The 25,458-nt window shown below is 67.4% G+C and carries 28 protein-coding genes; 17 read left to right on the top strand and 11 right to left on the bottom strand.

All coding sequences use genetic code 11. From position 1 onward, the window contains the following. Positions 1–25 precede the first annotated feature (25 nt). The 4 genes from ASC66_RS16095 to ASC66_RS16080 all read left to right on the top strand — a co-directional run bounded on the left by ASC66_RS16095 (position 26) and on the right by ASC66_RS16080 (position 2,647). Positions 26–463, top strand: coding sequence for a VOC family protein (locus tag ASC66_RS16095; RefSeq protein WP_082492433.1), 438 nt, complete (start codon positions 26–28; stop codon positions 461–463). Positions 464–725: 262 nt separating this feature from the next. Beyond that, positions 726–1,100 (top strand): VOC family protein, encoded by a 375-nt coding sequence (locus ASC66_RS16090; RefSeq protein ID WP_055841978.1) that lies wholly within the window; start codon positions 726–728, stop codon positions 1,098–1,100. Between the two features lie 149 nt (positions 1,101–1,249). Beyond that, entirely contained in the window at positions 1,250–1,924 is a 675-nt protein-coding gene (locus tag ASC66_RS16085) for an alpha/beta hydrolase family protein (RefSeq protein ID WP_055841977.1), read from the top strand. A 132-nt stretch (positions 1,925–2,056) separates the two neighbouring features. Further along, positions 2,057–2,647 (top strand): class I SAM-dependent methyltransferase, encoded by a 591-nt coding sequence (locus tag ASC66_RS16080; RefSeq protein ID WP_235496974.1) that lies wholly within the window; start codon positions 2,057–2,059, stop codon positions 2,645–2,647. Between the two features lie 35 nt (positions 2,648–2,682). Here the strand turns inward: ASC66_RS16080 and ASC66_RS16075 are convergent, their stop codons facing one another. Next, positions 2,683–3,072: a VOC family protein gene (locus tag ASC66_RS16075; RefSeq protein ID WP_055841974.1), complete on the bottom strand. Its 390-nt coding sequence runs from the start codon at positions 3,070–3,072 to the stop codon at positions 2,683–2,685. An 84-nt stretch (positions 3,073–3,156) separates the two neighbouring features. Between ASC66_RS16075 and ASC66_RS16070 the strand changes: the two genes are divergently transcribed. Next, positions 3,157–3,741 carry a DapH/DapD/GlmU-related protein gene (locus ASC66_RS16070; protein ID WP_055841972.1) on the top strand — a complete coding sequence of 195 codons (585 nt, stop codon included), beginning with the start codon at positions 3,157–3,159 and terminating at the stop codon, positions 3,739–3,741. Positions 3,742–3,821: 80 nt separating this feature from the next. Here ASC66_RS16070 and ASC66_RS16065 read toward each other — a convergent pair whose 3' ends face one another. The 3 genes from ASC66_RS16065 to ychF form a co-directional block, all read right to left on the bottom strand. Next, positions 3,822–4,163 (bottom strand): hypothetical protein, encoded by a 342-nt coding sequence (locus ASC66_RS16065; RefSeq protein WP_055841969.1) that lies wholly within the window; start codon positions 4,161–4,163, stop codon positions 3,822–3,824. A gap of 147 nt (positions 4,164–4,310) precedes the next feature. Then, the gene (locus ASC66_RS16060; RefSeq protein ID WP_055841966.1) at positions 4,311–5,702 is read right to left on the bottom strand and encodes a DUF2252 domain-containing protein; all 1,392 of its coding nucleotides are present in this window, start codon (positions 5,700–5,702) and stop codon (positions 4,311–4,313) included. 187 nt (positions 5,703–5,889) lie between these two features. Continuing rightward, entirely contained in the window at positions 5,890–6,963 is a 1,074-nt protein-coding gene (gene ychF / locus ASC66_RS16055) for a redox-regulated ATPase YchF (RefSeq protein WP_055841963.1), read from the bottom strand. A gap of 113 nt (positions 6,964–7,076) precedes the next feature. On the opposite strand from ychF, the gene ASC66_RS16050 reads away from it, so the two are divergent. Then, complete coding sequence (locus ASC66_RS16050; RefSeq protein WP_055841961.1) at positions 7,077–7,439, top strand: DUF1801 domain-containing protein; 363 nt, start codon at positions 7,077–7,079, stop codon at positions 7,437–7,439. On the opposite strand, the gene ASC66_RS16045 is transcribed toward ASC66_RS16050, so the two are convergent. Beyond that, a complete protein-coding gene (locus ASC66_RS16045) occupies positions 7,436–8,347 on the bottom strand; it encodes a DMT family transporter (RefSeq protein WP_055841957.1) in 912 nt (303 codons plus the stop codon). The two genes, ASC66_RS16050 and ASC66_RS16045, sit on opposite strands and share 4 nt — an antisense overlap. Before the next feature lie 67 nt (positions 8,348–8,414). On the opposite strand from ASC66_RS16045, the gene ASC66_RS16040 reads away from it, so the two are divergent. Together ASC66_RS16040 and ASC66_RS16035 are read left to right on the top strand one after the other, a co-directional pair. Continuing rightward, positions 8,415–9,032: an exonuclease domain-containing protein gene (locus ASC66_RS16040; RefSeq protein ID WP_055841954.1), complete on the top strand. Its 618-nt coding sequence runs from the start codon at positions 8,415–8,417 to the stop codon at positions 9,030–9,032. 74 nt (positions 9,033–9,106) lie between these two features. Beyond that, positions 9,107–10,441, top strand: a complete 1,335-nt coding sequence (locus ASC66_RS16035) for a DNA recombination protein RmuC (protein WP_055841952.1) — start codon at positions 9,107–9,109, stop codon at positions 10,439–10,441. Between the two features lie 142 nt (positions 10,442–10,583). On the opposite strand, the gene ASC66_RS16030 is transcribed toward ASC66_RS16035, so the two are convergent. Further along, entirely contained in the window at positions 10,584–11,069 is a 486-nt protein-coding gene (locus ASC66_RS16030; protein ID WP_055841949.1) for an Lrp/AsnC family transcriptional regulator, read from the bottom strand. 140 nt (positions 11,070–11,209) lie between these two features. On the opposite strand from ASC66_RS16030, the gene ald reads away from it, so the two are divergent. Continuing rightward, positions 11,210–12,310, top strand: a complete 1,101-nt coding sequence (ald, locus tag ASC66_RS16025) for an alanine dehydrogenase (protein WP_055841947.1) — start codon at positions 11,210–11,212, stop codon at positions 12,308–12,310. A 147-nt stretch (positions 12,311–12,457) separates the two neighbouring features. Here ald and glpX read toward each other — a convergent pair whose 3' ends face one another. After that, positions 12,458–13,447, bottom strand: coding sequence for a class II fructose-bisphosphatase (gene glpX, locus ASC66_RS16020; protein ID WP_055841944.1), 990 nt, complete (start codon positions 13,445–13,447; stop codon positions 12,458–12,460). Positions 13,448–13,723: 276 nt separating this feature from the next. Between glpX and fbaA the strand changes: the two genes are divergently transcribed. The 3 genes from fbaA (at position 13,724) to ASC66_RS16005 (ending at position 15,905) form a co-directional block, all read left to right on the top strand. Further along, entirely contained in the window at positions 13,724–14,749 is a 1,026-nt protein-coding gene (gene fbaA, locus ASC66_RS16015) for a class II fructose-bisphosphate aldolase (protein ID WP_055841941.1), read from the top strand. A gap of 10 nt (positions 14,750–14,759) precedes the next feature. Continuing rightward, entirely contained in the window at positions 14,760–15,383 is a 624-nt protein-coding gene (locus ASC66_RS16010; RefSeq protein ID WP_055841938.1) for a DUF6264 family protein, read from the top strand. 141 nt (positions 15,384–15,524) lie between these two features. Further along, positions 15,525–15,905, top strand: a complete 381-nt coding sequence (locus tag ASC66_RS16005) for a YciI family protein (protein WP_082492431.1) — start codon at positions 15,525–15,527, stop codon at positions 15,903–15,905. 9 nt (positions 15,906–15,914) lie between these two features. On the opposite strand, the gene ASC66_RS16000 is transcribed toward ASC66_RS16005, so the two are convergent. Next, on the bottom strand, positions 15,915–16,976 hold the full coding sequence (locus tag ASC66_RS16000) for a 4-hydroxy-3-methylbut-2-enyl diphosphate reductase (protein WP_082492430.1): 1,062 nt from the start codon (positions 16,974–16,976) through the stop codon (positions 15,915–15,917). Positions 16,977–17,097: 121 nt separating this feature from the next. On the opposite strand from ASC66_RS16000, the gene xseA reads away from it, so the two are divergent. From xseA to ASC66_RS15975, 5 genes are all read left to right on the top strand, one after another. Further along, positions 17,098–18,318, top strand: coding sequence for an exodeoxyribonuclease VII large subunit (gene xseA, locus ASC66_RS15995; protein ID WP_353612535.1), 1,221 nt, complete (start codon positions 17,098–17,100; stop codon positions 18,316–18,318). 52 nt (positions 18,319–18,370) lie between these two features. Further along, positions 18,371–18,598 carry an exodeoxyribonuclease VII small subunit gene (locus ASC66_RS15990; protein ID WP_055841930.1) on the top strand — a complete coding sequence of 76 codons (228 nt, stop codon included), beginning with the start codon at positions 18,371–18,373 and terminating at the stop codon, positions 18,596–18,598. Then, complete coding sequence (locus tag ASC66_RS15985) at positions 18,595–19,266, top strand: DUF4245 domain-containing protein (protein ID WP_082492429.1); 672 nt, start codon at positions 18,595–18,597, stop codon at positions 19,264–19,266. The genes ASC66_RS15990 and ASC66_RS15985 overlap by 4 nt, the downstream gene beginning before the upstream one ends. Continuing rightward, complete coding sequence (locus ASC66_RS15980; RefSeq protein WP_055841924.1) at positions 19,263–19,931, top strand: carbonic anhydrase; 669 nt, start codon at positions 19,263–19,265, stop codon at positions 19,929–19,931. The genes ASC66_RS15985 and ASC66_RS15980 overlap by 4 nt, the downstream gene beginning before the upstream one ends. An 84-nt stretch (positions 19,932–20,015) precedes the next feature. Next, complete coding sequence (locus tag ASC66_RS15975) at positions 20,016–21,419, top strand: class II fumarate hydratase (RefSeq protein WP_082492428.1); 1,404 nt, start codon at positions 20,016–20,018, stop codon at positions 21,417–21,419. Between the two features lie 176 nt (positions 21,420–21,595). Here ASC66_RS15975 and ASC66_RS15970 read toward each other — a convergent pair whose 3' ends face one another. The 3 genes from ASC66_RS15970 to ASC66_RS15960 form a co-directional block, all read right to left on the bottom strand. Continuing rightward, positions 21,596–22,588, bottom strand: coding sequence for a hypothetical protein (locus ASC66_RS15970; protein WP_157509829.1), 993 nt, complete (start codon positions 22,586–22,588; stop codon positions 21,596–21,598). Positions 22,589–22,702: 114 nt separating this feature from the next. Continuing rightward, positions 22,703–24,130, bottom strand: coding sequence for an RNA 5'-3' helicase PhoH2 (gene phoH2 / locus ASC66_RS15965; protein WP_082492427.1), 1,428 nt, complete (start codon positions 24,128–24,130; stop codon positions 22,703–22,705). Between the two features lie 197 nt (positions 24,131–24,327). Continuing rightward, positions 24,328–25,455 (bottom strand): aminotransferase class V-fold PLP-dependent enzyme, encoded by a 1,128-nt coding sequence (locus ASC66_RS15960; RefSeq protein ID WP_055841915.1) that lies wholly within the window; start codon positions 25,453–25,455, stop codon positions 24,328–24,330. Positions 25,456–25,458 lie beyond the last annotated feature (3 nt).

Below are 25,458 nucleotides of genomic sequence, written 5' to 3'. Positions count from 1 at the left end.
AGCAACAGCATCCTAGGATGGCGCCATGACTGTGAGGATGGACAACGTCGGCATCGTCGTCGAGGATCTCGCCGCGGCGATCGATTTCTTCCGCGAGATCGGACTCGAACTCGAGGGGCAGACGATCGTGGAGGGCGAGTGGGCCGGGCGCGTGACGGGCTTGGGGCATCAGCGCGTCGAGATCGCGATGCTGCGCACGCCTGACGGCCACAGCCGAATCGAGCTCTCACGCTTCCTCGAGCCGGCCATCATCGCCGATCACCGCAACGCCCCCGTGAACGCCCTGGGCTACCTGCGCGTGATGTTCGCGGTCGACGACATCGATGCCACGCTCGAGCGCCTGCGCGAGAACGGCGCGGAGCTCGTCAGCAACGACGTCGTCCAGTACGAAGACTCATACCGGCTCTGCTACGTGCGCGGGCCGGAGGGCATCCTCGTCGGGCTTGCCCAAGCACTCAGCTGAGAGGTCTCCACTCGTCCTGCAACGGAACTTCTCCGATACCATGAGACCGTGATTACCGGATCGGCTCGATGCCATGCACAGTTGGGCAAACCGGTAGTTCTCTGACGGGTCGCCGGTCGTCCCGACCGCGGCAACGATTCTCCCCGCTCGAGCCCTCGTTTCGTCGCTCGCGGGCACCGCCATCTGGCGTGTCGTTCGGATGCCCACGCATCGAACGACACCAGCGACGCGTCAGAAAGAGCCAGAGAACAGGAGAATCACCGTGTCAGCATCGTTCAACCACACCATCATCGCTTCGACGGATCGTCACGAGTCCGCCAGGTTCTACCGGGAACTCATCGAAGCGACGGAAGCCCCATCCTGGGGCCCGTTCACCAACATCACGCTCGAGGATGGCGTGATGTTGCAGTTCGCGGAGCCGCCCGTCGAGATCCAGATGCAGCACTATGCATTCCTGGTCGATGACGAACTCTTCGATCGCGCATACTCGCGCCTGGTCGACTGGGGTGTGTCCCACTGGGCAGACCCGCAGATGACCCGTTCAGGAGAGACGAACACCGAACACGGCGGACGCGGGGTCTATTTCAAGGACCCTTCAGGGCACGCCATCGAACTCATCACCAGGCCCTACCTCTAGAGATTGGTACCGTCTCGCGGAATGCTCATCGGGCAATGCCCCGGTAGGCGTTCCGCGAGACTCCGATCAGGGAGCTTGAGGTCCCCGTGTCAGCCGGCCGCCCCATTTCGTCATCACCGAACGGCCGCGACTCGGGTACCGTCGAAGACATGGATCTCGACGTCCCAACACCGCTTGGACCAGGACGGCTCGTCATCGACGCCGCAGACGAACCGCGCGCGGTGCTCTGGATCGGTCATGGCGCAGGTGGCAGGAAGGACGCTGCCGACACGCTCGCGCTCGCGGCCGCCCTGCCCGGTCTCGGCATCACCGTGGTGCGCTTCGAGCAGCCATGGCGTTTGGCCGGGCGCAGTGTCGCTCCCCGGCCCGCCGCACTCGACGTGGGCTGGATGGCCGCGGCGCCACAGGTCGCCGAGATCGCCGCAGGACTCCCCCTCATCGTCGGTGGCCGCAGCGCAGGTGCTCGCGTCGCCTGCCGGACGGCGGGTGACGTCGGCGCCGTCGCCGTGGTCTGCCTCGCGTTCCCGCTCCACCCGCCGGGACGGCCAGAGAAGTCCCGGATCGACGAACTGCTTCAGCCGACCGTTCCGGTGCTGGTGCTGCAGGGCGAGCGGGACACCTTCGGCAACGCGGAGGAGGTGTCAGCGGCGATCGTCGAGGCCACGCGTGCCAGCGATCCGGCCGCTACCCGCGACATCCGCGTGACCGCTGTGCCCGGCGCCGATCATTCGATGACGGTGCTGAAGTCATCACCGCTCGACGCCCCGACGGTCGCGCGTCTGGTCGTCGAGACGGTGCGCGGCTTCATCGACGAGCTCGTCTGAGACTCCGCTCGAACCAAACGCACAAATGGCCCTGAAAACAGGAGATTCGGCGCCAGATGTGCGTTCATTGCTTCAACGGGGCGAACGGCTAGACCTGGTCCCGGAAGGGTGGTCACCATGACCGTTTCGAAGGTGAGCGACGCGTACGGTGCGCGATCTGCGGAGTACATCGAGCTGTTCGGCAGGATCGACGCCGCCGCCGAAGCAGACCGGAAAGGTGTTCTCGCCTGGGCGCGCGGACTCACCGGACCGATCATCGATGTTGGTTGCGGCCCGGGGCAATGGACGCACTTTCTGTCCGAGCACGACCTCCAGATCGAGGGCATCGATCCCACTCCGGAGTTCATCGCCGCCGCGCAGCGTCGATATCCCGGCATTCGTTTCCGGATCGGACGGGCCGAGCGCCTCGACATCGATGACGAAAGCCTCGGCGGCATCCTCTCGTGGTACTCCCTCATTCACACCGATCCAGAGCTCATCGACTCCGCCCTGACCGAGTTCGCGCGGTGCCTTCGGTCGGGCGGCAGCCTAGCGCTCGGCTTCTTCGAGGGGCCTGAACTCATCCCGTTCGACCACGCCGTCACGACGGCGTACTACTGGCCACTGGAGCTCTTGTCCGCGCGCGTTGAGGCGTGCGGATTCGCAGTCACCGGAACCCACACACGCTCCGATCCCGGGGTACGCAAGCAAGGACTCATCACCGCCGTACGGCGTCCACGCTAGGGCTAGACCGTGAACTGGGCTGAACGGCAGGGCCCCTACCTCGCTAGAGGGGTCATCACTTCAACGCGATTCCCGAAACCGTCACGCGCATGGAAGCGGATGTACCCCTCGAACGTATCGCGTTCCGCCCAGGAGAGCTCGTACCCGCCGAGGGTGATGCGGTCTGCCGTCGCCTCCAGCTCACCGAGCGATGCACAGACGAGGCCTGGATGGGCCTTTGCGGCAGGGACGAACGGATCGTCGATGCCGAGATGGATCTCCGCAACGACGACTTCGCCGTCGAAAGCACGGAACCAGCAGCCACCGCGGCCGACCAAGGATGGCGGCTTCTGGACCTCGTGCAGGCCGAGTGCTTCGCCATAGAAGCGACGCGCCTCATCTTCCTGACCGCGCGGCATGGAGACTTGGACATGATGGAGCTTCATGCCCCACCCCCTTCCCATTTATCTTGACATCAAGATAAATGTAGCAAGGGTGCCTGTCCGGCGACCGCGCGCTAGCGTTTACCCATGGCCGATATTCAAGGACTCGATGCCCTCCTGACCGCGCTGAACGCCGGAGAGACGATCCCCGGAGGTTCGCCGCATCACGAGGCCATGCACGCCGCGAGCCAGGAATCGCTGCGCATCACCGCCGAGCTCAACGGCCGCTATCATTCCCCGACCGAGGTGCGCGCGCTGATGAGTGAGCTGACCGGGCACGAGGTCCCCGAGTCCTTTCAGCTCTTCCCGCCCTTCAGCGCCGACTTCGGCAAAAACATCCGTTTTGGGGAGAATGTGTTCGTCAACAGTGGCTGCCGCTTCCAAGACCAGGGCGGAGTCGAGATCGGCGACGGCTCCCTCATCGGCCACAACGCCGTCATCACGACGTTGAATCACGACATGGCGCCGAGCCGACGGGCCGACATGCACCCGGCCCGCGTCGTGATCGGGCGGGGCGTCTGGTTCGGGGCCAATGTGACGGTGCTCCCGGGCGTGAACATCGGAGATGGGGCCGTGGTGGGCGCGGGAGCCGTCGTCATCAAGGATGTGCCGGCGCGGGCGATCGTCGTTGGGGTGCCGGCGAAACAGGTGGGCACCGTCGCGGACGAGTAATCGGCTCACTGTTGTGCAGATATGAACAACGCCACTCCGTCGAATTCGATCGACTGAGCGGCGTTGTTGTGCGAGCTGAATCACGCAATCGTCTCGGGGGCTCGACCGTGCAGGTGAAGGAAATGTGTGACCAGCTCCTCCTCCGCGACAGTTTCGCCCTGGGACATACGCGTCAGGTAGGGGCGCAGCCACTCTGCCTCAGCGTTCCCAAAATGCAGCTCCCACGCGGGGGCTAGCGCTTCCGCAACGGTGAGCTTCGCGCCGACCGCGCTGAATGTCACGCCTTCCGAAACCCAGATGGCGGGTGGGGTCTCCCTAAAATCGATATCCACCGCATACGGGTAGACGTAGGGATCCCCAACTCTCCAAAACAGTCGGTTCGAGGCCAAGCAGACGAAGTTGGGCCCAGTGTCACCGCTCATCTCTCACTCTCCCTCATGAATGACCGGGCGACGCGTTCACAACTCAAGACCGAGACGTTGAAACGGAATGAGGCTAGACGTTGAAGCGGAACTCCACCACGTCGCCATCGTGCTTGAAGTACTGCGCCACCGCCACCCGGGTCCGGGTCAGACGCCGGTCTCCGCCTGGAGGCGTCCGGACGCGACGGCCCGACGTAGCTGCTCGAAATCGGCCTCGGCGATATCGGCGTAGGCGGCCGACCATGCCGCCGTCGCCTCGGCGAACTCCTCGGATCGGCCAAGGTAGCCCACGACCGCGGCCGAGGCAGGGGACTGCCCGTGCGCCCGAGCCAGGAGCGCGGCACACAGCGAACCGTATGAACAGAACTGGTCGGCGTCGAGCGTGGCCGGCTCGATCGACCCCTTCATATCGCGGAACTGCCTCCAGTAGTAGTCCACCCGGTACCGGTCCGCGGAGTCACCGGCCCAGCCGCGCATCCAACCGACGAAAAGGTCGGAATTGGCCTGCAGTATCCGCTGGGCGGCGACGACGCGGTGACCCTCGATGAAGTCCGTCACGCCGGGGCGACCCGGGATGATCGACCGGCGGCCCCCATAAGTCGCCAAGACGGAGGGCGGAGCCTCTTTGGCCTGGAGGAAAAGGATGTCGCCAGTGGGGCCTTCGACGGCGATGAGGTAGCAGCGGGTGCCGACGCTGCCGACACCCACGACCCGCAGGGCGAAGTCGACAACGCGGTACTGCTCCAATAGGAACGCGATATCTTCGCGCAGGGTCGCGCGGTATTGGGTGAAGAGATCGGTGACCTCACCCAAGGTCGCGTGGTCGACGTGGCGCAGGACGGGAGGTTGATCGACTATGCGAATGCCGCCGTCGACCGAAATGGTCGTCAGGCGATGCAAGAGCCGTTCGGAGGTGCGTGCGCGGGCCTTCTTGGTCGCTTTGTGAACCGTTCGTTCTCCTCTCTCCCCGAGGTGGCGAGCGACCGAGGACGTGTCGACCCGGGTGTAGTAGCGCTCCCGGGTCGAGAGGCGGCAGTATGCCCGCAACGTCTCGCGATAGGCGTCGGCCGAGGCGAAGGCCGCGGCGCGACATGCGTCCTCGCTCAAGCCGATATCGCGTCCGCTGATGTACACGCTCGCGGTGAGCCGGCGCACGTCCCACTCCCACGGCGCGACACCGCCCTCGTCGAAGTCGTTGAGGTCGAAGACGAGCGCGCGTTCGGGCGAGGCGAAGAAGCCGAAGTTTGAGATGTGGGCGTCCCCGCAGGAGACGACCTCGAGGTCGGTGGTAGGTGCCCCACGCAGGTCGGCCGCCATGACCGCCGCCGTGCCCCGATAGAACGAGAACGGGGATTGCAGCATCCGTCCAACCCGCACAGGCACGAGGTCCTTCAGTCTCGACGCGTGCTGTTCCTCAAGGATGCCGAGGGGATCCCGGTCGACGGGAAGGACCAGCTCGGCCAAACTCCGCCGCGGTAGACGCTTGCGCACCCGACGCCCGGCTTCGTTCGCGGATGACCGTCGCTCGCCATTGCCCATGTTGCAGGCTACCGCGTTGCGGCCAGCGACGGGAGGCGGACGGTGACATCCATCGTTTCGACTCGCACGCGGTGGACGTGACCGAATGCGGCGGCGAGGGCGGAAACGTCAGTTGCTTTGAAACGTGAACTCGAACACGCGCGGCTCGAGATCTGCCGATCACCTGACATCACATCGCCTCAAAGACCTAGACGTTGAAGCGGAACTCCACGACGTCGCCGTCCTGCATGGTGTAGTCCTTGCCCTCCATGCGGGCCTTGCCCTTGGAACGGGCCTCGGCGACGGAGCCGGTCTCGACGAGGTCGTCGAAGGAGATGACCTCGGCCTTGATGAAGCCGCGCTCGAAGTCGGTGTGGATGACGCCGGCCGCCTGCGGGGCCTTGGCACCCTGCGGGATGGTCCACGCGCGGGTCTCTTTCGGGCCGGCCGTGAGATAGGTCTGCAGACCAAGGGTGTCGAAACCGATGCGGGCGAGCTGGTTGAGACCGGACTCCGTCTGGCCGGTGGATGCGAGCATCTCAGCGGCATCCTCATCGTCCAGGTCGATGAGCTCGGACTCGAGCTTGGCGTCGAGGAAGATCGCCTTGGCCGGGGCGACGAGCGCCGCCAGTTCGGCGAGCTTGGCGTCATCCTGCAGCACGGCCTCGTCGACGTTGAAGACGTAGATGAAGGGCTTCGCGGTGAGCAGGCCGAGCTCCTTGATGGGCTCGAGGTCGACGGATGCCGCCGACAGCGGAGTCCCGGCGTTCAGCACGTCACGCGCCTCGGTGGCGGCCACGAGGACCTCCGGGCCGAGCTTCTTGCCCTTGATCTCCTTCTCGAAGCGCGGGATCGCCTTCTCGAGGGTCTCCAGGTCGGCGAGGATCAGCTCGGTGTTGATGGTCTCCATGTCGCCGGCCGGGTTGACCTTGCCGTCGACGTGCACGACGTCGGAGTCGGCGAAGCCGCGCACGACCTGCGCGATGGCGTCGGCCTCGCGGATGTTCGCGAGGAACTTGTTGCCGAGACCCTCACCCTCGCTGGCGCCGCGCACGATGCCGGCGATGTCGACGAACGACACCGCTGCGGGCAGGATGCGCTCGCTGCCGAAGATCTCGGCGAGCGTGTCGAGCCGGGAATCCGGGAGGTTGACGACGCCGATGTTGGGCTCGATCGTGGCGAACGGGTAGTTCGCCGCGAGAACCTGGTTCTTCGTCAGAGCGTTGAAAAGGGTTGACTTGCCGACGTTGGGCAGACCAACGATTCCAATTGTAAGAGCCACGGTGGGACAGTCTACCTTTTGCCGCCGCACTTCCCTGCGGGAATGATTGACGCCCGCGGATGCCGCGCAGTAACCTCACACAACCCGCGCCAGCGGAAGCAGGAGAGGCAACCATGCGCAACAAAGACGTCGATGTCTTCGCCGAGGCCCGGCTCACACCCGAGCAGCGGGAGATCTTCGAGACGCTGCGGCGGATCGTCGAGGAGACTGTCCCGACCGCGCACGAGGTGATCAGCGGCGGCTCCCCCGCCTGGCAGGGTCACCGGATCCTCGCGACCGTCAGCGCGACCCCCACTCATCTGACCGTCCTGTTCGAGCGCGGCGCCTCCTTCACCGACGAGCACTGGTTGCTGGAAGGAACGGGGTTCAACACCCGGCACCTGAAGCTCACCTCGGCGGATGACTTGCAGGACGACGCCATTCGGGACTACCTCGGCCAGGCCGCCGCGCTCGACAATCCGCCCGCCCGCGACTAGGGAGTCGCCTGCGCGACGGCGGGCGTCGGTGACTCCGTCGGCGGAGGCCTCCGCCTGCTCGTCAGGTAGACGCCGGCGAGCACGAGCGCGCCTCCGATGATGTGTGCAGGGCTCAGTTCGGCGCCGAGCAGCACCGAGATGAGCACGGTGAACACCGGCAACAGGTTGAGGAAGATCCCGGCGCGTGCCGGCCCGATGCGCCCGGCCCCGATGTTCCAGAGCGCGTACGACGCGACGGAGGGGAACAGGATGATGTAGGCCAGACCGGTGAAGCCGGCGGCATCCGTCGGCAGCTGCAGCCCGAACGCCAGCACGAACGGCAGCATCAGCACGATCGCGAACACCGCCTGCACGGCGGTGGCGGTGACGGGCGGCGTCGTCACACGCCGGCCGATGAGCGAGTACGCGGTCCAGACCAGAATGGCGGCGACGACCAGCAGATCGCCGGGATTGAAGCCGCTCTCGAGGATCCGCGCGAGGCTGCCGCCGCTCAGCACGACGAGCACGCCGGCGAATGAGAGCACGAGCCCCAGGATGCGACTGCCCGACAGGCGGTCTCCGAGGAACAGTGCGGCGGCCAGGGCGATCACGGCCGGATTCGTCGCGCTGATCACGGCAGCGCTGATCGGGGTCGTGAAGCCCAGCGCCCAGTAGATGAACAGGGTGAATCCGACCAGGCCGAGCGCGGACTGCACCGCGTGCAGTCGCCATTCGGCGAGAGCCCGCCGCCACGAGACGCGCTCGATCAGCCAGGCCAGCGGCACGAGCAGGAACGACGCGCAGAGCCAGCGGCTGAACGTGAGCGACACCGGCGAGATCTGCGTGACGACCAGGGCGCCGAAGACGAAGTTGCCGGCCCAGAAGAGGTTGGCGAGCACGAGGAAGAGGTAGACCTTGGCGTGCTTCACCGTGCCAGCTTATGGCGCTCCGGTGCGTTCGCGGCCCACTGTCACCGCGGCGTGAGACCATGGAAATGTGCCATTGAACTTCACTGCGATCGACTTCGAGACCGCCAACTCCTCCAGCGCATCGGCCTGCTCGGTCGGCCTGGTCAAGGTGCGCGACGGTCGCGTCGTCGACGAGGCGAACTGGTTCATCAAGCCCGCACCCCCGCACGACGAGTTCGTGTCGTGGAACACACGCATCCACGGCATCGTCGCGGCGGATGTCGCGAACGCCGCCGATTGGGCGGAACAACTGCCCGATCTGCTCGACTTCGTCGACGGCGACCACCTGGTCGCCCACAACGCCGGCTTCGACCTCGGCGTCATCAAGGCCGCCACCACCGCCAGCGGGCTCGTGGTGCCCGACCTCCGCTACGTCTGCAGCCTGCAGGTGGCCCGGCGCACCTACCACCTCGATTCCTACCGCCTGCCCGTCGCGGCGATGGCCGCTGGATTCGAGGACTTCCGCCACCACGACGCCCTCGCCGACGCCGAGGCGTGCGCCGCGATCATCGTGCACGCCGCCGCCAGGCACGAGGCGGAAGACCTCGAGCGCCTCGCCCACATCACCCGGGTGAAGGTCGGCGTGATCGGACCCGTCGCCGTCGCAGAGCACGCGAGCACGCACGGCCCGATGGCGTTGCAGTAACGCTCGTCCCACCCGCGACCCGACTCTCCGGTGCGGCAACCGTCGGTGTCGGTGGCAGCTGATTCACTTGCAGCATGGAACCACTTCTGATGCTCGTGCTCGGTCTGTTGCTCGGCGCCGCCCTCGGCGTGATCGGCACCTGGCTCTTCGCGCGCCGCACGGCCGGAGCAGGCGACGGCGTGGCCATCGCGTCGCCCGAGGTGCTGGCCGCGCAGCACGCGCTGCAGCTGGCCGAGACCCGGGCGAGCGCGGCATCCGCCCATGCCGAGTTTCGAGCCGAGCTGGCTGCGGCGGACGCCACCGTCGACAGCCTGCTCGCCCAGATCGAGGCCCAGAAGCTGCAGTTCTCCGAGCTGGCCGAACGGCACAGGGCCGACCGGATCGAGCAATCCGAGCGGGAGAAGCGCGAGAGCGCGGTGCTGCAGGCGCTCGGGCCGGTGCGCGAGACTCTCACGACCATGCAGAGCACCGTGGCCGAGCTCGAGAAGCAGCGCAGCGAGCAGTTCGGCTCGCTCTCCGAGCAGCTCAAGCAGGCCCAGCTCTCCGACGAGCAGCTGCGCGGCGCCACCGAGTCGCTGGCCAGCGCGCTGCGCTCCAACAGCACCCGCGGCGTCTGGGGCGAGACCCAGCTGCGCCGCGTCGTCGAGGCAGCTGGCCTCGCCCAGTACGTCGACTTCGACACCCAGCAGTCGATCACGACGGATGCCGGAGCGGGCCGCCCCGACATGGTGATCCGCCTGCCCGGCGGCAAGTCCATCGCCGTCGACGCGAAGGTGCCGCTCGAGCACTACATCGAGGCGAGTCAGATCCCCATCACGGCGAGCGGCGAGGAGGGCGCTCGACGCAAGGCGCTCGTGGACCGGCACGTCAAGGCCGTGCGTGGGCACATCGACGCCCTCGCGAAGAAGACCTACTGGGAGGGGCTGGACGCCAGCCCCGAGTTCGTCGTCGCCTTCATCCCCAGCGAGTCGCTGCTCTCCTCCGCTCTCGAGGCCGACCCGGCGATCCTCGAGTACTCCTTCGGCAAGCGGGTCGCGCTCGCCTCCCCCGTGAACCTCTGGGCTGTGCTGAAGACGGTCGCCTACACCTGGCAGGAGCAGGCGCTGACGGATGACGCCAAGAAGCTGTTCGAGCTCGGCAAGGCGCTCTACGCTCGGCTCGGCACTCTCAGCACGCACGCCGACGGCCTGCGCAAGGCGATCGAACGCACCGTCGACAGCTACAACAAGTTCGCGAACTCCCTCGAGACGCGCGTGCTCGTGACGGCGAGGCAGTTCCCCGGCATCGACGAGACGAAGCTCGACCTGCTGATCGAGCCGGCGCCGATCCACGAGGTGCCGCGCAAGCTCACCGCCGTGGAGCTGGAGCTGCCGGCATCCGCCGTCGAACGCGAGGAACACGCCAGCTAGGCGACGCCGCTTCCTAACGCTGGTTGAGCTTGTCGAAAACAGGTTTCGACAGGCTCAACCAACGAGGTTTCGACAGGCTCAACCACCGGGGTTTCGACAGGCTCAACCAGCTGGGTTTCCTCACCGTGCGGGGTTCGCCCCGTCAGCCGCGCAGCGGCCCGTACTCGTGATCGAAGATCACGCTCGTGTTCGTCGACGCGACGATCGGCTGGGTCGAGAGGTGGTCGGTCACGAAGTCGCGGAGGTCCTGGGTGTTGCGCCCGCGGAAGTGGATGACGAAGTCCTCCGCGCCGGCGAGATAGAAGTACTGCGCCACCTGCGGCAGCTCCCGCAGCTGCTCGGCGAACGTGTCCAGCCGGTCCCGGGCCCCGGGGCGGATGCGCACCGAGACCAGGGCCTGCATCCCGAAGCCGAGCGCGTCCGCGTCGACGTCCACGGTGAAGCGCCGGAGGACGCCGGTGTCGACCAGCGCGCGCACGCGCTGCAGGCACGTCGACGGCGAGATCCCGGCGATCTCGGCCAAGCGGTTGTTGGGGACGCGGCTGTTCTCGCGCAGCGCGGCGATGAGCAAGCGATCGGTGTCATCGAGCGTGACGAACTCGGGGGAATCATTCTGCACACGGGCCATCTCGGCACCTCCTACCGAATTTTTGCACAGCAGAACGCTGATTCCTGTTCGATAATACGGATTTCTTGTGCGCAGCTCGCATCCGTGGGCAAATAGTCAACGCACTTTCCCCCAACCGCAGCACGTCGAAGGAGACACGGATGCTCGTCGGAGTTCCCACTGAAATCAAGAACAACGAATTCCGGGTCGCGGCGACGCCCTCCGGGGTGAATGAACTCGTCAGCCGCGGGCACCGCGTGCTCGTGCAGAGCGGGGCTGGGGCCGGCTCGTCGTTCAGCGACGAGGAGTACTCCATCGCCGGCGCCGAGATCGTCCAGGCCGCGAGCGATGTCTGGGCCGCAGCCGAGCTCATCCTGAAGGTCAAGGAGCCCGTCGCGAGCGAGTACCCGCTGATCAGAGACGGGCAGGTCTTGTTCACCTATCTGCACCTCGCGGCCGACCGGCCACTCACCGAGGCGCTCATCGCATCCGGCGCCACCGCCATCGCCTACGAGACCGTGCAGCTGCCCGACCGCTCCCTGCCGCTGCTCTCCCCGATGAGTGAGATCGCCGGGCGCCTCTCGGTGCAGGCCGGCGCACAGGAGCTGCTCCGCCCCGCTGGCGGACGCGGACTTCTGCTCGGCGGCGTGCCGGGAACTCCGCGCGGCAATGTCGTCGTGATCGGCGGCGGCGTCGCCGGTGAGCACGCTGCCGCCATGGCCGTCGGCCTCCAGGCGCACGTGACCGTCGTCGACATCTCGGTGCCCCGGCTCCGCCAGCTCGACGCCCACTTCGGCGGGCGCGTCGACACCCGTCGCTCGAGCGCGTTCGAGATCGCCGCACTGCTGGCCGAGGCCGACCTCGTGATCGGCTCCGTGCTCGTCCCGGGGGCCGCAGCACCCAAGCTCGTGACCGACGCGATGGTCGCGTCGATGAAGCCCGGCTCGGTGCTCGTCGACATCGCCATCGACCAGGGCGGCTGCTTCGAGGGCTCGCGCCCGACGACGCACGACGAGCCGGTCTTCCGCGTGCACAACTCCACGTACTACTGCGTCGCGAACATGCCCGGTGCCGTGCCGCAGACCTCGACGATCGCGCTGACCAATGTGACGCTCCCCTACGCCGTCGCCATCGCCGACCGCGGCTGGGAGGGCGCGGTCGCTTCCGACCCCGCCCTCGCGCTCGGTGTCAACGTGCGGGGCGGCCAGGTCGTGAACGCGGCCGTCGCCGCGGCGCACGGCCTCGAGCTGGTCGCGGCGTAGCGGGCGGAGTCCGGTCCGCCGGTCGAGCAGCCCACTGCCGCCGGTTGGCCACTCCCGCCGATTGAGCAACGAGCGCCCGCCGATTGCGCTTGTCGAAATCCAGGTTTCGACAAGCTCAACCAGCGGGCGCCACTCAGACGGTGCGGGTTACTGCCACTTCGAAACGAGGTGGTCGGCGGTCACGCGGCGGATCGTGCCCGACTTCGCGCGCAGGATGATGCTCTCGGTGCGGATGTGCGTGCGGCCGATCTTGCGCGGCCCGGCGAGCAGCCCGCCGTCGGTCACGCCCGTGGCGACGAAGAAGGTGTTGCCGCCCTGCACCAGGTCGTCGACCTCGTAGATGCGGTCGCAGTCGAGGCCGGCCGCCTCGCCGCGGGCGCGCTCTGCGGCATCCTTCGGCGCCATGCGGGTCTGCATGAATCCGCCGATCGCCTTGATCGCGCAGGCGGTTGTGATGCCCTCAGGACTGCCGCCGATGCCCACGCACATGTCGATGCGGGAGTCGTAGCGGGCGGCGTTGATGCCGCCAGCGACATCGCCGTCGCTCATCAACCGGGTGCCGGCTCCGGCCTCGCGGATCTCGGCGATGAGCTGTTCGTGCCGCGGGCGGTCGAGCACGGCGACCCGCATGTCGCCGACGTCAATGTTCTTGGCCTTGGCCAGGGCGTGGATATTGTCGGCGATGGGGCGGCGGATGTCGATGACACCGATTCCCTCCGGGCCCGTCACGATCTTGTCCATGTAGAACACGCTCGAGGCGTCGAGCATGGTGCCGCGGTCCGAGACGGCGATCACGGAGAGCGCATTCTGCCGACCGGCGGCGGTGAGGCTCGTGCCGTCGATGGGGTCGACCGCGATGTCGCAGGCCGGGCCGCGGCCGTTGCCGACGCGTTCCCCGTTGTAGAGCATGGGGGCGGCATCCTTCTCGCCCTCGCCGATGACGACGACGCCGTCGAAGCTGACCGTTCCGAGGAACGCGCGCATCGCGTCGACCGCCGCCCCATCGGCGCCGAGCTTGTCGCCCCGCCCGATCCACGGCACGGCGCGGATCGCGGCCGCCTCCGTTGCCCGCACCAGCTCCATCGCGAAGTTGCGGTCGGGGTGGCGGTAAAGGCTGGAGGTGTCGGTGCTCATCATGGTGGGTCCTCCCGGACGCGGGTTGAATGGCCGTCGGCGCAGTCCTGCGCGCTTACAGCGGCCTGAACGGGCCGCCAATTTCAGCGTAGGCAGCGTGCCCGCGCCCGTCGCAAGAAACTCGCCGAAATATCGCGAAAGAATCGCATTCCTTAACGGATCAGGCAAGAAACCGCTGCACCTTCGTGCGGCGGCCACGCTCGGCGCTGAGCAAATGTGCAGAGGGCCCTCGGCTGGATAGACTTTCCTCACACCCAAGATCAACGCCAAGGAGCTTCCATGCCCATCGCAACCCCCGAGCAGTACGCCGCAATGCTGGACAAGGCCAAGGACAAGGGCTTCGCCTACCCGGCCTTCAACGTCTCCTCCTCGCAGACGATCAACTCCGTGCTGCAGGGACTCACCGAGGCCGGCTCCGACGGCATCATCCAGGTCACCACCGGCGGTGCAGACTACTTCGCCGGCCACACCGTGAAGAACCGCGCCGCTGGCGCCCTGGCCATGGCCAAGTTCGTGCACGCCGTTGCCGACAACTACCCCATCACGGTTGCTCTGCACACCGACCACTGCCCGAAGAACGCCCTCGATGACTTCGTGATGCCGCTGATCGCCGCATCCGAAGAGGCCGTCGCAGCCGGTGGCAACCCGATCTTCCAGTCCCACATGTGGGACGGCTCGGCCGTGCCGCTGACCGAGAACCTCGAGATCGCCCAGCAGATCCTCCCCCGCCTCAAGGCCATCAACGCGATCCTCGAGGTCGAGATCGGCGTCGTCGGCGGCGAAGAAGACGGTGTCAGCCACGACATCAACGACAGCCTGTACACGACCCTCGACGACGCCATCGCGACGGTCGAGGCCCTCGGCCTCGGCGAGAACGGCCGCTACATGTCGGCTCTCACCTTCGGCAACGTGCACGGCGTGTACAAGCCGGGCAACGTGCAGCTGCGCCCCGCCCTGCTCAAGGAGATCCAGGACGGCATCCAGGCCAAGTACGGCACCGGCGCGCTGCCCCTCGACCTCGTCTTCCACGGTGGATCGGGCTCGACCGATGCCGAGATCGCCGAGGCCGTCGCCAACGGTGTCATCAAGATGAACATCGACACCGACACCCAGTACGCCTACACCCGTGCAATCGCCGACTACATGCTGAAGAACTACGACGGCGTGCTCAAGGTCGACGGTGAGGTCGGAAACAAGAAGCTCTACGACCCCCGCGCCTGGGGCAAGGTCGCCGAGACCGCCATGGCCGCCCGCGTCCTCGAGTCGACGAAGCAGCTCGGCTCCTACGGTCACTCGAACAGCTAGTCGAATCGTCATGACTGAGAACGAGGCCGCCGCCAGCCCTGAAGGATCGAAGCCAGAGACTTCGAGGGCCGACGAGCGGCCTCGTCCTCGCTATGGCGAACTCGCGCCAGAGGGCTGGGAATGGAAGCCGCCAGCGCCTCCGGCCCCCAGCGAACCGGCGGCACCCGCCGCGGCACCGCCGGCCGCATCGGCTGCGCCTTGGAACCCGGCGCCCACCGGCCCTCCGTCGGCCGGGCTCGCCGCACCGACCGCGCCCCGCACACCGGCTGAGGCACTGCGCACGGACCGACGCATCACGATCGCACTGCTGATCTTCGGCCTTTTCGGCCTGTGGATGGCGATCAATACGCTGTCGTCCATCCCCGAGGCGCTGCAGCTGCTGCACACCCAGCAGGGGCTGGCCGACTATGTCGCCAGCGAATCCGACATGCGCACCATCCTGATCGGCAATGTCGTGCAGGGGGTGCTCTGGGTGGCCACGGCCATCTGGGCGGTGCTTCGGATGCAGCACGCCCGACGTGCCTTCTGGGTGCCGCTGGCCGGCGGCGTGCTGTCGGTCATCCTGCTGTTCGTCGTCGTCTCGATGGTGGCGGCCAGCGACCCACTGCTCATGCAGCTTCCGGGCGCCGTCTGACCTGGCAGCGCGTCGACGCTGTGGAAACGGCCCCCTCCCCGCTCGGGAGGGGGCCGTTTCTCCGAGTTCGGCGTTCGAACCTCCGAGCGCTGGCATTCGACTCATGCGGGTGGCACAATCGGGGGCACGGAGGCGATCCCCATGCGATTCACGCTGTTGATGTACTACGCGGAACAAGGCGACACCGGTCTCAGCGAGGAAGACATGGCGCCATGGCGCGATGCCTTCGACCGCTACGGCAGAGAACTGGATGACGCCGGAATCCTGATTGCGGCCGAGGTGCTGCAACCGTCATCCGAGTCGGCGATCTACCGGGTGCGCAGCGGGCAGCGCGAAGACCTGGTCGGCGTGCTCAGCGATGATCCCGAGAAACTGGGCGGCTTCTTCGTGATCGACGCACACGACCCGGCTGCCGCACTCGGCTGGGCGGAGAAATGCCCGGCCGCGCAGTGGGGCACGATCGAGATCCGCCCCACCGCCGTCAGCTGGTCACACGGGGACGGCTGGCACGAGCCGAACTAGCGGGTCGGGTTACTTGGTGTTGCAGTCAGAGTCGACTGCGGGGGTGTTGCGCCCGCCGAGCGCCCGCGGGTCCTGCTTGCCCGAGCGCCCCGTGCGGAGCTCCTTCGGCAGGCTGAAGATCAGGTCTTCCTCCGCCGTCTTGACTTCCTGCACCGTGCCGTAGCCGGCATCCGCCAGATCACGCAGCAGTTCCTGCACGAGTTCGTCCGGCACGGAGGCGCCGCTGGTGACGCCGACCGTTGCGACACCGTCGAGCCATTCCTGCTTGACCTCGCTGGCGTAGTCGACACGGTAGGCGGCCGAGGCACCGTACTCGAGTGCGACCTCAACCAGGCGCACACTGTTGGAGCTGTTGGCCGAGCCGACGACGATCACGAGTTCCGCGTCGCGGGCGACCTTCTTGATGGCCACCTGGCGGTTCTGCGTGGCGTAGCAGATGTCGTCGCTGGGCGGGTCCTGCAGCTTGGGGAACTTCTCCCGGAGTCGGCGGACCGTCTCCATGGTCTCGTCGACGCTGAGCGTGGTCTGCGAGAGCCAGACGACCTTGTCGGGATCCTTGACCTCGATGTTCTCGACATCGTCCGGGCTGTTCACGATCGTCACGTGGTCAGGCGCCTCGCCTGCCGTGCCCTCGACCTCCTCATGCCCTTCGTGCCCGATCAACAAGATCTCGAAGTCGTCTCGGGCGAAGCGCACGGCCTCGCGGTGCACCTTGGTGACCAGCGGGCAGGTCGCGTCGATGGCCTGCAGGCCGCGGTCGGCGGCGGCGTTGACGACGGCCGGCGAGACGCCGTGCGCGCTGAAGACGAGGTGTGATCCCCTCGGGACCTCGTCGACCTCTTCGACGAAGATGGCGCCGAGCGCCTCGAGTTCGGTCACGACGTGGATGTTGTGCACGATCTGCTTGCGCACGTAGACGGGGGCCCCGTAGTGCTCGAGCGCCTTCTCGACGGCAATCACGGCCCGGTCAACGCCGGCACAGTACCCGCGCGGGGCGGCGAGCAGGACCTTCTTCTCACCGGACACAGGATTGTTTTTCAAGTGCCCGCGGCGGCTGGGAATGCGGGGCATCCCGAGGCCGATGGTGGGGGCATCCGTCTTAATCGTCACAGCCCAAGTCTAGGCTGGGAGCCTGTGAAGAAGCGCCGCACCCCGGTGGTGCGCGCCGTCGAGGTTTCTGGAGGATCCGCGCGTGAGCGATGCAACACCCACCCTCGATGCCCCGTGGCCGGTCGCCGTGCTCTCGCAGAAGATCCGCGGGTACATCGAGCGGCTCGGCACGGCGTGGGTCGAGGGCGAGATCACGCAGTGGGGCGTCTCCGGCGGCAATGTCTACGGCAAGCTCAAGGACCTGAACGAAGACGCGACTGTCAGCTTCAACGTCTGGTCGTCGGTGCGCGCCAAGCTCGACGCCGACTTCAAGCAGGGCGACCGCGTGATCGCCCTCGTCAAGCCGAATTACTGGGTCAAGGGCGGAACGCTCACCATGCAGGTGTTCGAGCTGCGCCACGTCGGCCTCGGCGATCTGCTGGAGCGCCTCGAACGCCTCCGCAAGCAGCTCGCCGCCGAGGGCCTCTTCGACGTCTCGCGCAAGCGGCCGCTGCCGTTCCTGCCACACTGCATCGGCCTGATCACGGGCAAAGATTCGGATGCCGAGAAAGACGTCATCCGCAATGCCCAGCTGCGCTGGCCGGCCGTGAACTTCCGCGTCGTGCACGCTGCGGTGCAGGGCGACCGTTCGGTGGGCGAGGTCGCGGCCGCGATCGAGAGACTCGACGCCGACCCAGAGGTCGACGTGATCATCGTCGCGCGCGGCGGCGGTGACTTCCAGAACCTGCTCGGCTTCAGCGACGAGCGCGTCGTGCGCGCCGCCGCAGCGGCGCGGACCCCGATCGTCAGCGCAATCGGGCACGAGGCCGACCGCCCCCTGCTCGATGAGGTCGCGGACCTCCGGGCGTCGACGCCGACCGATGCCGCCAAGCGCGTCGTGCCGGATGTCGCAGAGGAGCTGGCCAGGGTGCAGCAGGCCCGTGCCCGCATCGGAACCCGCCTCACCGGTATCCTCGCGGCCGAGATCGACCGGCTCTCGCAACTGCGCAGCCGGCCCGTGCTCGCGGACACGGCGTGGATCTTCGACTCCCGCGCTCAGGACCTGACGCGCTTCGTCGCGCGCGGCGTCGAGCTGGTCGAACGCCGCCTCGAACGGGCAGGCGACCAGACCGCTGAGTTGCGCTCCCAGTTGCGTGCGCTCTCGCCGCAGGCAACCCTCGACCGCGGCTATGCGATCGTGCAGCTGCCGGACGGCGGAGTGCTGCGGGAAGCGGCACAGGCACCCGAGGGCACAGAGCTGCGCCTCACCCTCTCGAGCGGCGCCGTGACGGCGCGGTCGACGGGCCAGACGGAGCGCCGCTGAGCGCTCTGCGGCCGCGGACGGTGAGCACAGTGTTGCCGCGTAGAATCGAGACATGCCCGTGAACGATGACCTCGCAGAACTGAGCTATGAGCAGGCGCGCGATGAACTGATCCGTGTCGTCAGCGAACTCGAACAGGGTTCCTCGACGCTGGAACAGTCCCTCGCCCTCTGGGAGCGCGGTGAAGCGTTGGCGCGTCGCTGCGAAGAGTGGTTGATCGGGGCCAAGGCGCGCCTCGAGGCGGCCAGGGCCGGGGCAGAAGCCGCGGCATCCGCCGAATGAGCGTGCCGACCATGAAGCAGCCGGGCAAGGCGCCCCGCGTCGTCGCCGAGCTCGGTCGCCCGGAGACTCCGGAGGAGACCGCGGCGCGCAAGGCCGAGAATTCTCGCAAGCACCGCGCGAAGCAGACGATCAACAACCTCGTGCTGTCGCTGCTCGCGACCCTCGCCGTTGTCGTCGTGATCGTGCTGATCGTGCCGCGCAGCGACAAGCCGATCGAACGGGACATCGACTGGTCGGCCGCCGCCGCCGCGGTGCAGCCCTCCGTCGATGTGACGCTCGTCGATCCGGAACTCCCCCTCGGGTGGACCTCGAATTCGGCGACGCTCAGCACCAATAAGGCCGGCATCACCAGCTGGTACGTCGGACTGATCAGCCCCGAGAAGCAGTACGTCGGCATCCACCAGGCCATCGACGCGGACGCCAGCTGGCTCTCCGGCCTGGTCGACGGCACCGATCCCGTGTCCACCGTCACGGTGGACGGCATCGAGTGGGATGTCTACTCGAACCCGAAGCCCGTCGAGGACCGCGGGCTTTTCCACTACGCCCTCGTCACCGAGGCCGGTCCGAGCACCATCGTGATGCTCGGCGAGCCCTCGCCCGAGGTGTTCGACACCATTGCCCAAGAACTGGCCCCCGATGTGCGGGCCGCACAGGAGGACGCTCGATGACCGTTGCCAGCACAACCGCCACGCACGCAACCTCTCCAAACCTGACCCCCGCCGAGGCGTGGGCAGAGATGCGCGCGGGCAACGAGCGCTTCGTCGCCGGCGCCCCCCTGCACCCGCACCAGGATGTCGCCAGCCGACGCTCCCTGGCGAAGGCTCAGGGCCCCCGCGCTGCGCTCTTCGGTTGCGCCGACTCCCGCCTCGCCGCCGAGATCATCTTCGACGTCGGCCTCGGCGACCTTTTCGTTGTGCGCAACGCCGGCCAGGTGATCGGCGATTCCATCATCGGATCCCTCGAGTACGCCGTCGGAGTGCTGCACGTTCCGCTCATTGTCGTGCTCGGCCATGACTCCTGCGGCGCTGTGCAGGCGGCGATCGAGTCCCGTCTTCCGGATGCCGCACCGCTGCCGCACTACATCGACGGCCTCGTGCAGAAGATCGTTCCCGCGGTGCAGCGCGTCACCGGCAACCGCGAGATCACCAACGCCAAACAGGTCGACGCCGGCTTCGTCGGGCGCGAACACCTCCGCGACACCGTGGCCGAGCTGATCGCCTCCTCCGAGATGATCAGCGATGCCGTCGCGGCCGGCACCCTCGCCGTCGTCGGCGCCAACTACCGCCTCCTCGAGGGCCGCGCAGAGACCGACGTGATCGTCGGCGTCGTCTGAGCGGCATCCGCTCTTCACGCCTCCACATCTTCTCCATTACCGGCGGCAATAACCGCCTCACACCATCACACCGAAAGGGCAACCGTGAGCAACTCAGCTGACGCGGAATTCCGCATCGAACACGACACCATGGGCGAGGTGCGCGTTCCCGCGAACGCGCTCTACAGCGCACAGACGCAGCGTGCCGTTGAGAACTTCCCGATCTCGGGGTCGACATTGGAGTCGGCCCAGATCGTCGCACTGGCGCGCATCAAGAAGTCGGCGGCACTCGCCAACGCGCAGCTCGGACGCCTCGACCAGGGCATCGCCGACGCCATCGCCTCGGCAGCGGACGAGGTCATCGAGGGCGGTCACCACGAGCAGTTCCCGATCGACGTCTACCAGACCGGCTCCGGAACCTCCTCGAACATGAACATGAACGAGGTGCTGGCGAGCCTGGCCACCGCGCGTCTCGGCAGCCCGGTGCACCCGAACGACCACGTGAACGCCTCGCAGTCTTCCAACGACGTGTTCCCCACCTCGGTGCACATCGCCGTCACCGGCGCGCTCATCGACGAGCTCATCCCGGCGCTCGATCACCTCGCCGTCTCCCTTGAGGCGAAGGCCGAGCTGTGGGCGACCGCCGTCAAGGCCGGCCGCACCCACCTGATGGACGCGACCCCCGTCACCCTCGGCCAGGAGTTCGGCGGCTACGCGCGCCAGATGCGCCTCGGCATCGAGCGCGTGCGCTCCGCCCTCCCCCGCGTCGCAGAGGTCCCGCTCGGCGGCACCGCCGTCGGCACCGGCATCAACACGCCGCTCGGCTTCCCGCAGCTCGTGCTCGAATTGCTCACCGCCGAGACCGAGCTGCCGATCACGGAGGCGAAGGACCACTTCGAGGCCCAGGCCAACCGCGACGGCCTCGTCGATGCATCCGGCGCCCTCCGCACCATCGCCGTCAGCCTCACCAAGATCTGCAACGACATCCGATGGATGGGCTCAGGCCCGAACACCGGTTTCGGCGAACTGAACATCCCCGACCTGCAGCCGGGCTCCTCGATCATGCCCGGCAAGGTCAACCCCGTCATCCCCGAGGCCGTGCTCATGGTCTGCTCGCGCGTGATCGGCAACGACGCGGCCATCGCCTGGGGCGGTGCATCGGGTTCCTTCGAGCTCAACGTGCAGATCCCCGTCATGGGCACCGCGCTGCTCGAGTCGATCCGACTGCTCGGCAACGCCGCCCGCGTGCTCGCCGACAAGACCGTCGACGGCCTTGAGGCCAACCTCGAGCGAGCCGCCGCCCTCGCCGGCATGTCCCCGTCGATCGTGACGCCGCTGAACAAGATCATCGGCTACGAGGAGGCGGCGAAGATCGCCAAGTACTCCGTGAAGCAGGGTGTCACCGTGCGCGAGGCCGTGATCGAGCTCGGCTACGTCGAGCGCGGTGCGATCACGCTCGAGCAGCTGGACTCCTCGCTCGACCTGCTGAGCATGACGACCCCCGGCTAGTCACTCTGCACACGCAGCACCCGACGCGCCGTCCACGATCTCGTGGGCGGCGCGTTTCGCGTTGCGGCTTGCTCTGGCATCCTGGTCGGGCGCGCCTCTGCACCACCTGATGCGGCTCCGCGCCACCGGATGTGGCGCCCAACCGCACGAAGTGGCGCAGAGCACGGAAGCGGTGGCTACGCGGATCGCGAGGCGGGGGCGGCGGATGTCGTGGGTGCCAGGGGCCGAGCACGGCCGGGCGCGAGCGCTACCAGCACGCCAGCCACGAACATCGCCGCCCCGGCAACGGTCAGCAGCTGCCCCTGCCAGGAGCGCCCGCCCACCATCGGCGGCACAGTGTCGGAGATGCTCATGCCGAGCGACAAGCCCGACCAACCCTGAAAGAACTGGATTACGCTGCCGAGAAGCAGCGCGTAGATGAGCACCCGGCGCGGGGTGAGCAACACGTTCAGTGGCGGCGCGAGACGCCCGCGCAGCAGGCAGAGCGTGAAAAACAGTAGCGCGGCCAGCACCCAGAACACGAGCCAGATCAGCGCCATGGCAATGCCGTAGCCGCGGTCGGCTGGCGTGAGCATCGCGTAGATCTCGGCCAGTGTGTAGTCCGGCGCCATCTGTTCCGGGCTGAGCACGAGCGTTTCGTAGGTGCCAAACGCCAGCAGCACCAGCAGGCAGAGGAATGCAGTGACACCCGCGCGTGCCCGCTGGGCGGAGGTGGTCGGCCCGTGTTCGCGCCGCGCCGGCAGCTGCACGTTGGACAGCGCACGGGTGAATCCGATCAGCGCGAGCAGCGCACCGACGACGAGCAGCACGAGCAGCGCCGGCACTCCGAAGGTGGCGATCTCGTGGCCGGGACCGCCCAGTGACGGCAGTGCCAGCGGCAGCAGCAGTGCGCAGCAGAGCGGGAATAGTCCCAGTGCCGAGAGCACCGCCCCGAGCAATGCCTGCGCGTTGGCGGTGCGGGCGGCCGCGATCAGCAGCACGAGGCCGATGCCGAGCGCGAGCACCGTCGCACCCGAGAGCACAGCCACCGCGAGTGCCACGAGGTCGCTGTCGGCGGCGACGGACACGAGACCCGACATCCAGATCGTCGCCACGACCACGGGTGCGCAGATCACGAGCGCCAAGCCCAGGCGCAGCTGTCGCAGCATCCGTTCGGTCGCATCACTCATTGGCACAACCCCCATTCCCCCTCCGAACCATATCCCCTGGCCATCACACGCCGCGGCCTGTCGTCCAGGGATCCCGAACGACAGGCCGCGCACCGTCGATGAAGTGGCTGTTTGCTAGGCCAACTCGTTGCCCTCCAGCATCTCGGTGACGAGGGCGGCGATCGCCGAGCGCTCCGATCGGGTCAGGGTCATGTGTGCGAACAGCGCATGGCCCTTGAGCGTTTCGATCACGCTGGCGACACCGTCGTGGCGGCCGACCCGGAGGTTGTCGCGTTGGGCGACATCGTGGGTGAGCACGACTCGAGAGTTCTGTCCGATGCGGCTGAGCACGGTCAGCAGCACATTGCGCTCGAGCGACTGCGCCTCGTCCACGATCACGAAGGCGTCATGCAGGCTGCGGCCTCGGATGTGCGTGAGCGGCAGTACCTCGAGGATGCCCCGGTCCAGCACCTCCTCGAGCACGTTGTCGGAGACGAGGGCGCCGAGGGTGTCGAACACCGCCTGCCCCCACGGGTTCATCTTCTCGGCCGCGTCGCCCGGCAGGTAGCCGAGTTCCTGGCCGCCGACGGCGTAGAGCGGGCGGAACACCATGATCTTCTTGTGCTGCTGCCGCTCGAGCACCGCCTCGAGGCCGGCGCAGAGTGCGAGCGCCGACTTCCCCGTCCCGGCTCGCCCTCCCAACGACAGGATCCCGATCTCCGGGTCGAGCAGGAGGTCGATTGCCAGACGCTGCTCCGCCGAGCGGCCGTGCAGGCCGAACACGTCGCGGTCGCCGCGGACGAGCTTGAACTCACCGCGCGAGGTGACGCGGCCGAGCGCGCTGCCCCGTTCGGAGTGCACGACGAGCCCGGTGTTGACCGGCATGTCGCCGACCAGTCGCGTCGACATCCGCTCATTGTCATAGAGCGCGGCCATCTGCTCGCCGCTCAGCGTGATCTCGTCCATCCCGGTCCAGCCGGAGTCGACGGCGAGTTCGTGCTTGTACTCCTCGGCCGCGAGCCCGATGGATGCCGCCTTGACACGCAACGGCAGGTCTTTCGAGACCACCGTCACGGCGAGGCCCTCTGCGGCGAGGTTCATCGCCACGGCGAGGATGCGCGAGTCGTTGTCGTTCAGCTGGAGCCCGCTGGGCAGGATGCCCATGCTCGAATGGTTGAGTTCGACGCGCAGCGTTCCGCCGTCGCCGACGGGGATCGGGAAGTCGAGCCGTTCGTGCTTGATGCGCAGCTGGTCGAGGTTGCGGAGCGCCTGCCTGGCGAAGAATCCGATCTCGGGGTCGTTCCGTTTGGCCTCGAGCTCGGCGACAACGATCACCGGCAGAACGACGGCGTGCTCGGCGAAGCGGAACATGGACGAGGGGTCAGACAACAAAACCGAGGTATCCAATACATAGATACGCTCGGCTTGTTCGCGCTGATCTGAGTGGCCTTCGCCCGCTCTGGCCGCTGCTCCCGGCCCCTGCTGTTCCGTTGAATTCTGACGAACTGAAGTCACAACCACTCCCGCCCCGGCATTCCTGCCCAGTTTTGCGAATACGGCCATGTGGTCCCGAGTCGAACTTATGTGGCCGTCTCGATCAGGCGCGATGCCTGATGAGAGTGACGCTACGACCGTTGCGCCGAAAGAGCGAACGACACGCCATTGCGGCGCGCAAGATTTACCAAGGTGAAACCAAGATCAGCTGGGCGGATGCCGCTGACGGCGTCCGCGACGGCTGCGACGCCCCGGCGGGATCGGCGCTAGAACGCCGCCGCGCTGGCGTAGGAGGTGAAGGCTCCACGCACCATGTCGACCGTGGACTCATCGAGCACGGCGTGCACGCAGAGGCGCACGCTCCCCTCGCGTGAGGTTGCCGTGACGCCGTGGTTGAACAGCGAGGCGGTGAGCACGGTGAGGTGCTCGGTCGGCGGCTGCAACACGATGATGCCCGCGCGCTCCCGTTCGTGCCGTGACGAGGCGACCGGGATTGCGAACTCGTCGGCCAGGTCGATCAGGCGGCTGACGTTCGTGGCCATCGCAGAGTGGATCTCGGAGACGCCGACGTCGATGATCTCCTCGAGGGCGGCGGCCATGCGAGCCTGCGCGATGCCGTCGGGGTTGGACGTGCGGAAGGCACGAGCGCCCGTGCTGGGCGGCGGCGTCGGGATCTGGTCCCAGACTTCGTCGCCCTCTGTGCCGGTGTAGCCGGAGAAGACGGGCGTGAGGCGCCCGAGCGCGCGCTCGCTGAGCGCCATGACGCCGGTGCCCCAGCCGGAGCGGCACCACTTCTGGCCGCCGCTGACGACGACATCCGCGAGCTCGTAGGGCGCATCCACAACGCCGAAGCCTTGGATGGCGTCGACGATGAGCAGACGGTCGCCGATGACCTGGCGGATGCCTTCGAGGTCGGCGAGGTAGCCGGTGCGCGAGTCGACGAGGCTGACCGCCACCGCGGCCGTGTTCGAGCCGAGCTGTGCCTTGATCTGGCCCGGCGTCACCGTGCCGTGGTCGGTCTCGAGCCAGAGCGGGCGCGTCACGTGCAACGCCTCGTGGGCGCGGGAGGCCGCGATCGGCAGGCTGGGGAACTCGCCGGGAGAGAGCAGCACATCGCCGGTGAGGCCGAACATGGCGTGCAACAGTCCGGTCGTCGTGTTCGGGATCGACACGATCTGATCAGCGGGCCGGCCGAGCAGGGTGCCGGCTGCCTCACGCAGGCGCTGATCTTGGTCGACGATCGCCTGCAGGCTGCCGAAGCGGGCGCGGCTGAGGATGTCGGTGAAGCCGAGCGTTTCTGCGGCTGCCGTCGCCGAGATCGGCCCGACCCGCCCGTAGTCGAGGTAACCGGGCTCCTCGCTGAAGCCGGATACGTACTGCTGCCAGGTGGTCATGGG

Source organism: Leifsonia sp. Root4, from assembly GCF_001425085.1.
Taxonomy (GTDB): Bacteria; Actinomycetota; Actinomycetes; order Actinomycetales; family Microbacteriaceae; genus Microterricola.
Note: the sequence above shows the minus strand (reverse complement) of the source record. Positions and strands in the feature narration are given on the sequence as shown.

Bases quoted from the DNA above. Each gene is read 5' to 3' on its own strand.
- ASC66_RS16095 (WP_082492433.1), top strand. From the start codon at position 26: ATGACTGTGAGGATGGACAACGTCGGCATCGTCGTCGAGGATCTCGCC.
- ASC66_RS16075 (WP_055841974.1), bottom strand. From the start codon at position 3,072: ATGAAGCTCCATCATGTCCAAGTCTCCATGCCGCGCGGTCAGGAAGAT.
- ASC66_RS15960 (WP_055841915.1), bottom strand. From the start codon at position 25,455: ATGACCACCTGGCAGCAGTACGTATCCGGCTTCAGCGAGGAGCCCGGT.
- ASC66_RS16050 (WP_055841961.1), top strand. From the start codon at position 7,077: ATGCGCAACAAAGACGTCGATGTCTTCGCCGAGGCCCGGCTCACACCC.
- ASC66_RS16070 (WP_055841972.1), top strand. From the start codon at position 3,157: ATGGCCGATATTCAAGGACTCGATGCCCTCCTGACCGCGCTGAACGCC.
- ASC66_RS16065 (WP_055841969.1), bottom strand. From the start codon at position 4,163: ATGAGCGGTGACACTGGGCCCAACTTCGTCTGCTTGGCCTCGAACCGA.
- ald (WP_055841947.1), top strand. From the start codon at position 11,210: ATGCTCGTCGGAGTTCCCACTGAAATCAAGAACAACGAATTCCGGGTC.
- ASC66_RS16000 (WP_082492430.1), bottom strand. From the start codon at position 16,976: ATGCCCCGCATTCCCAGCCGCCGCGGGCACTTGAAAAACAATCCTGTG.
- glpX (WP_055841944.1), bottom strand. From the start codon at position 13,447: ATGATGAGCACCGACACCTCCAGCCTTTACCGCCACCCCGACCGCAAC.
- ASC66_RS16035 (WP_055841952.1), top strand. From the start codon at position 9,107: ATGGAACCACTTCTGATGCTCGTGCTCGGTCTGTTGCTCGGCGCCGCC.
- ASC66_RS16085 (WP_055841977.1), top strand. From the start codon at position 1,250: ATGGATCTCGACGTCCCAACACCGCTTGGACCAGGACGGCTCGTCATC.
- ASC66_RS15980 (WP_055841924.1), top strand. From the start codon at position 19,263: ATGACCGTTGCCAGCACAACCGCCACGCACGCAACCTCTCCAAACCTG.
- ASC66_RS16010 (WP_055841938.1), top strand. From the start codon at position 14,760: ATGACTGAGAACGAGGCCGCCGCCAGCCCTGAAGGATCGAAGCCAGAG.
- ASC66_RS15990 (WP_055841930.1), top strand. From the start codon at position 18,371: ATGCCCGTGAACGATGACCTCGCAGAACTGAGCTATGAGCAGGCGCGC.
- ASC66_RS15970 (WP_157509829.1), bottom strand. From the start codon at position 22,588: ATGAGTGATGCGACCGAACGGATGCTGCGACAGCTGCGCCTGGGCTTG.
- ASC66_RS16060 (WP_055841966.1), bottom strand. From the start codon at position 5,702: ATGGGCAATGGCGAGCGACGGTCATCCGCGAACGAAGCCGGGCGTCGG.
- phoH2 (WP_082492427.1), bottom strand. From the start codon at position 24,130: ATGGCCGTATTCGCAAAACTGGGCAGGAATGCCGGGGCGGGAGTGGTT.
- ASC66_RS16005 (WP_082492431.1), top strand. From the start codon at position 15,525: ATGCGATTCACGCTGTTGATGTACTACGCGGAACAAGGCGACACCGGT.
- ASC66_RS16030 (WP_055841949.1), bottom strand. From the start codon at position 11,069: ATGGCCCGTGTGCAGAATGATTCCCCCGAGTTCGTCACGCTCGATGAC.
- fbaA (WP_055841941.1), top strand. From the start codon at position 13,724: ATGCCCATCGCAACCCCCGAGCAGTACGCCGCAATGCTGGACAAGGCC.
- ASC66_RS15985 (WP_082492429.1), top strand. From the start codon at position 18,595: ATGAGCGTGCCGACCATGAAGCAGCCGGGCAAGGCGCCCCGCGTCGTC.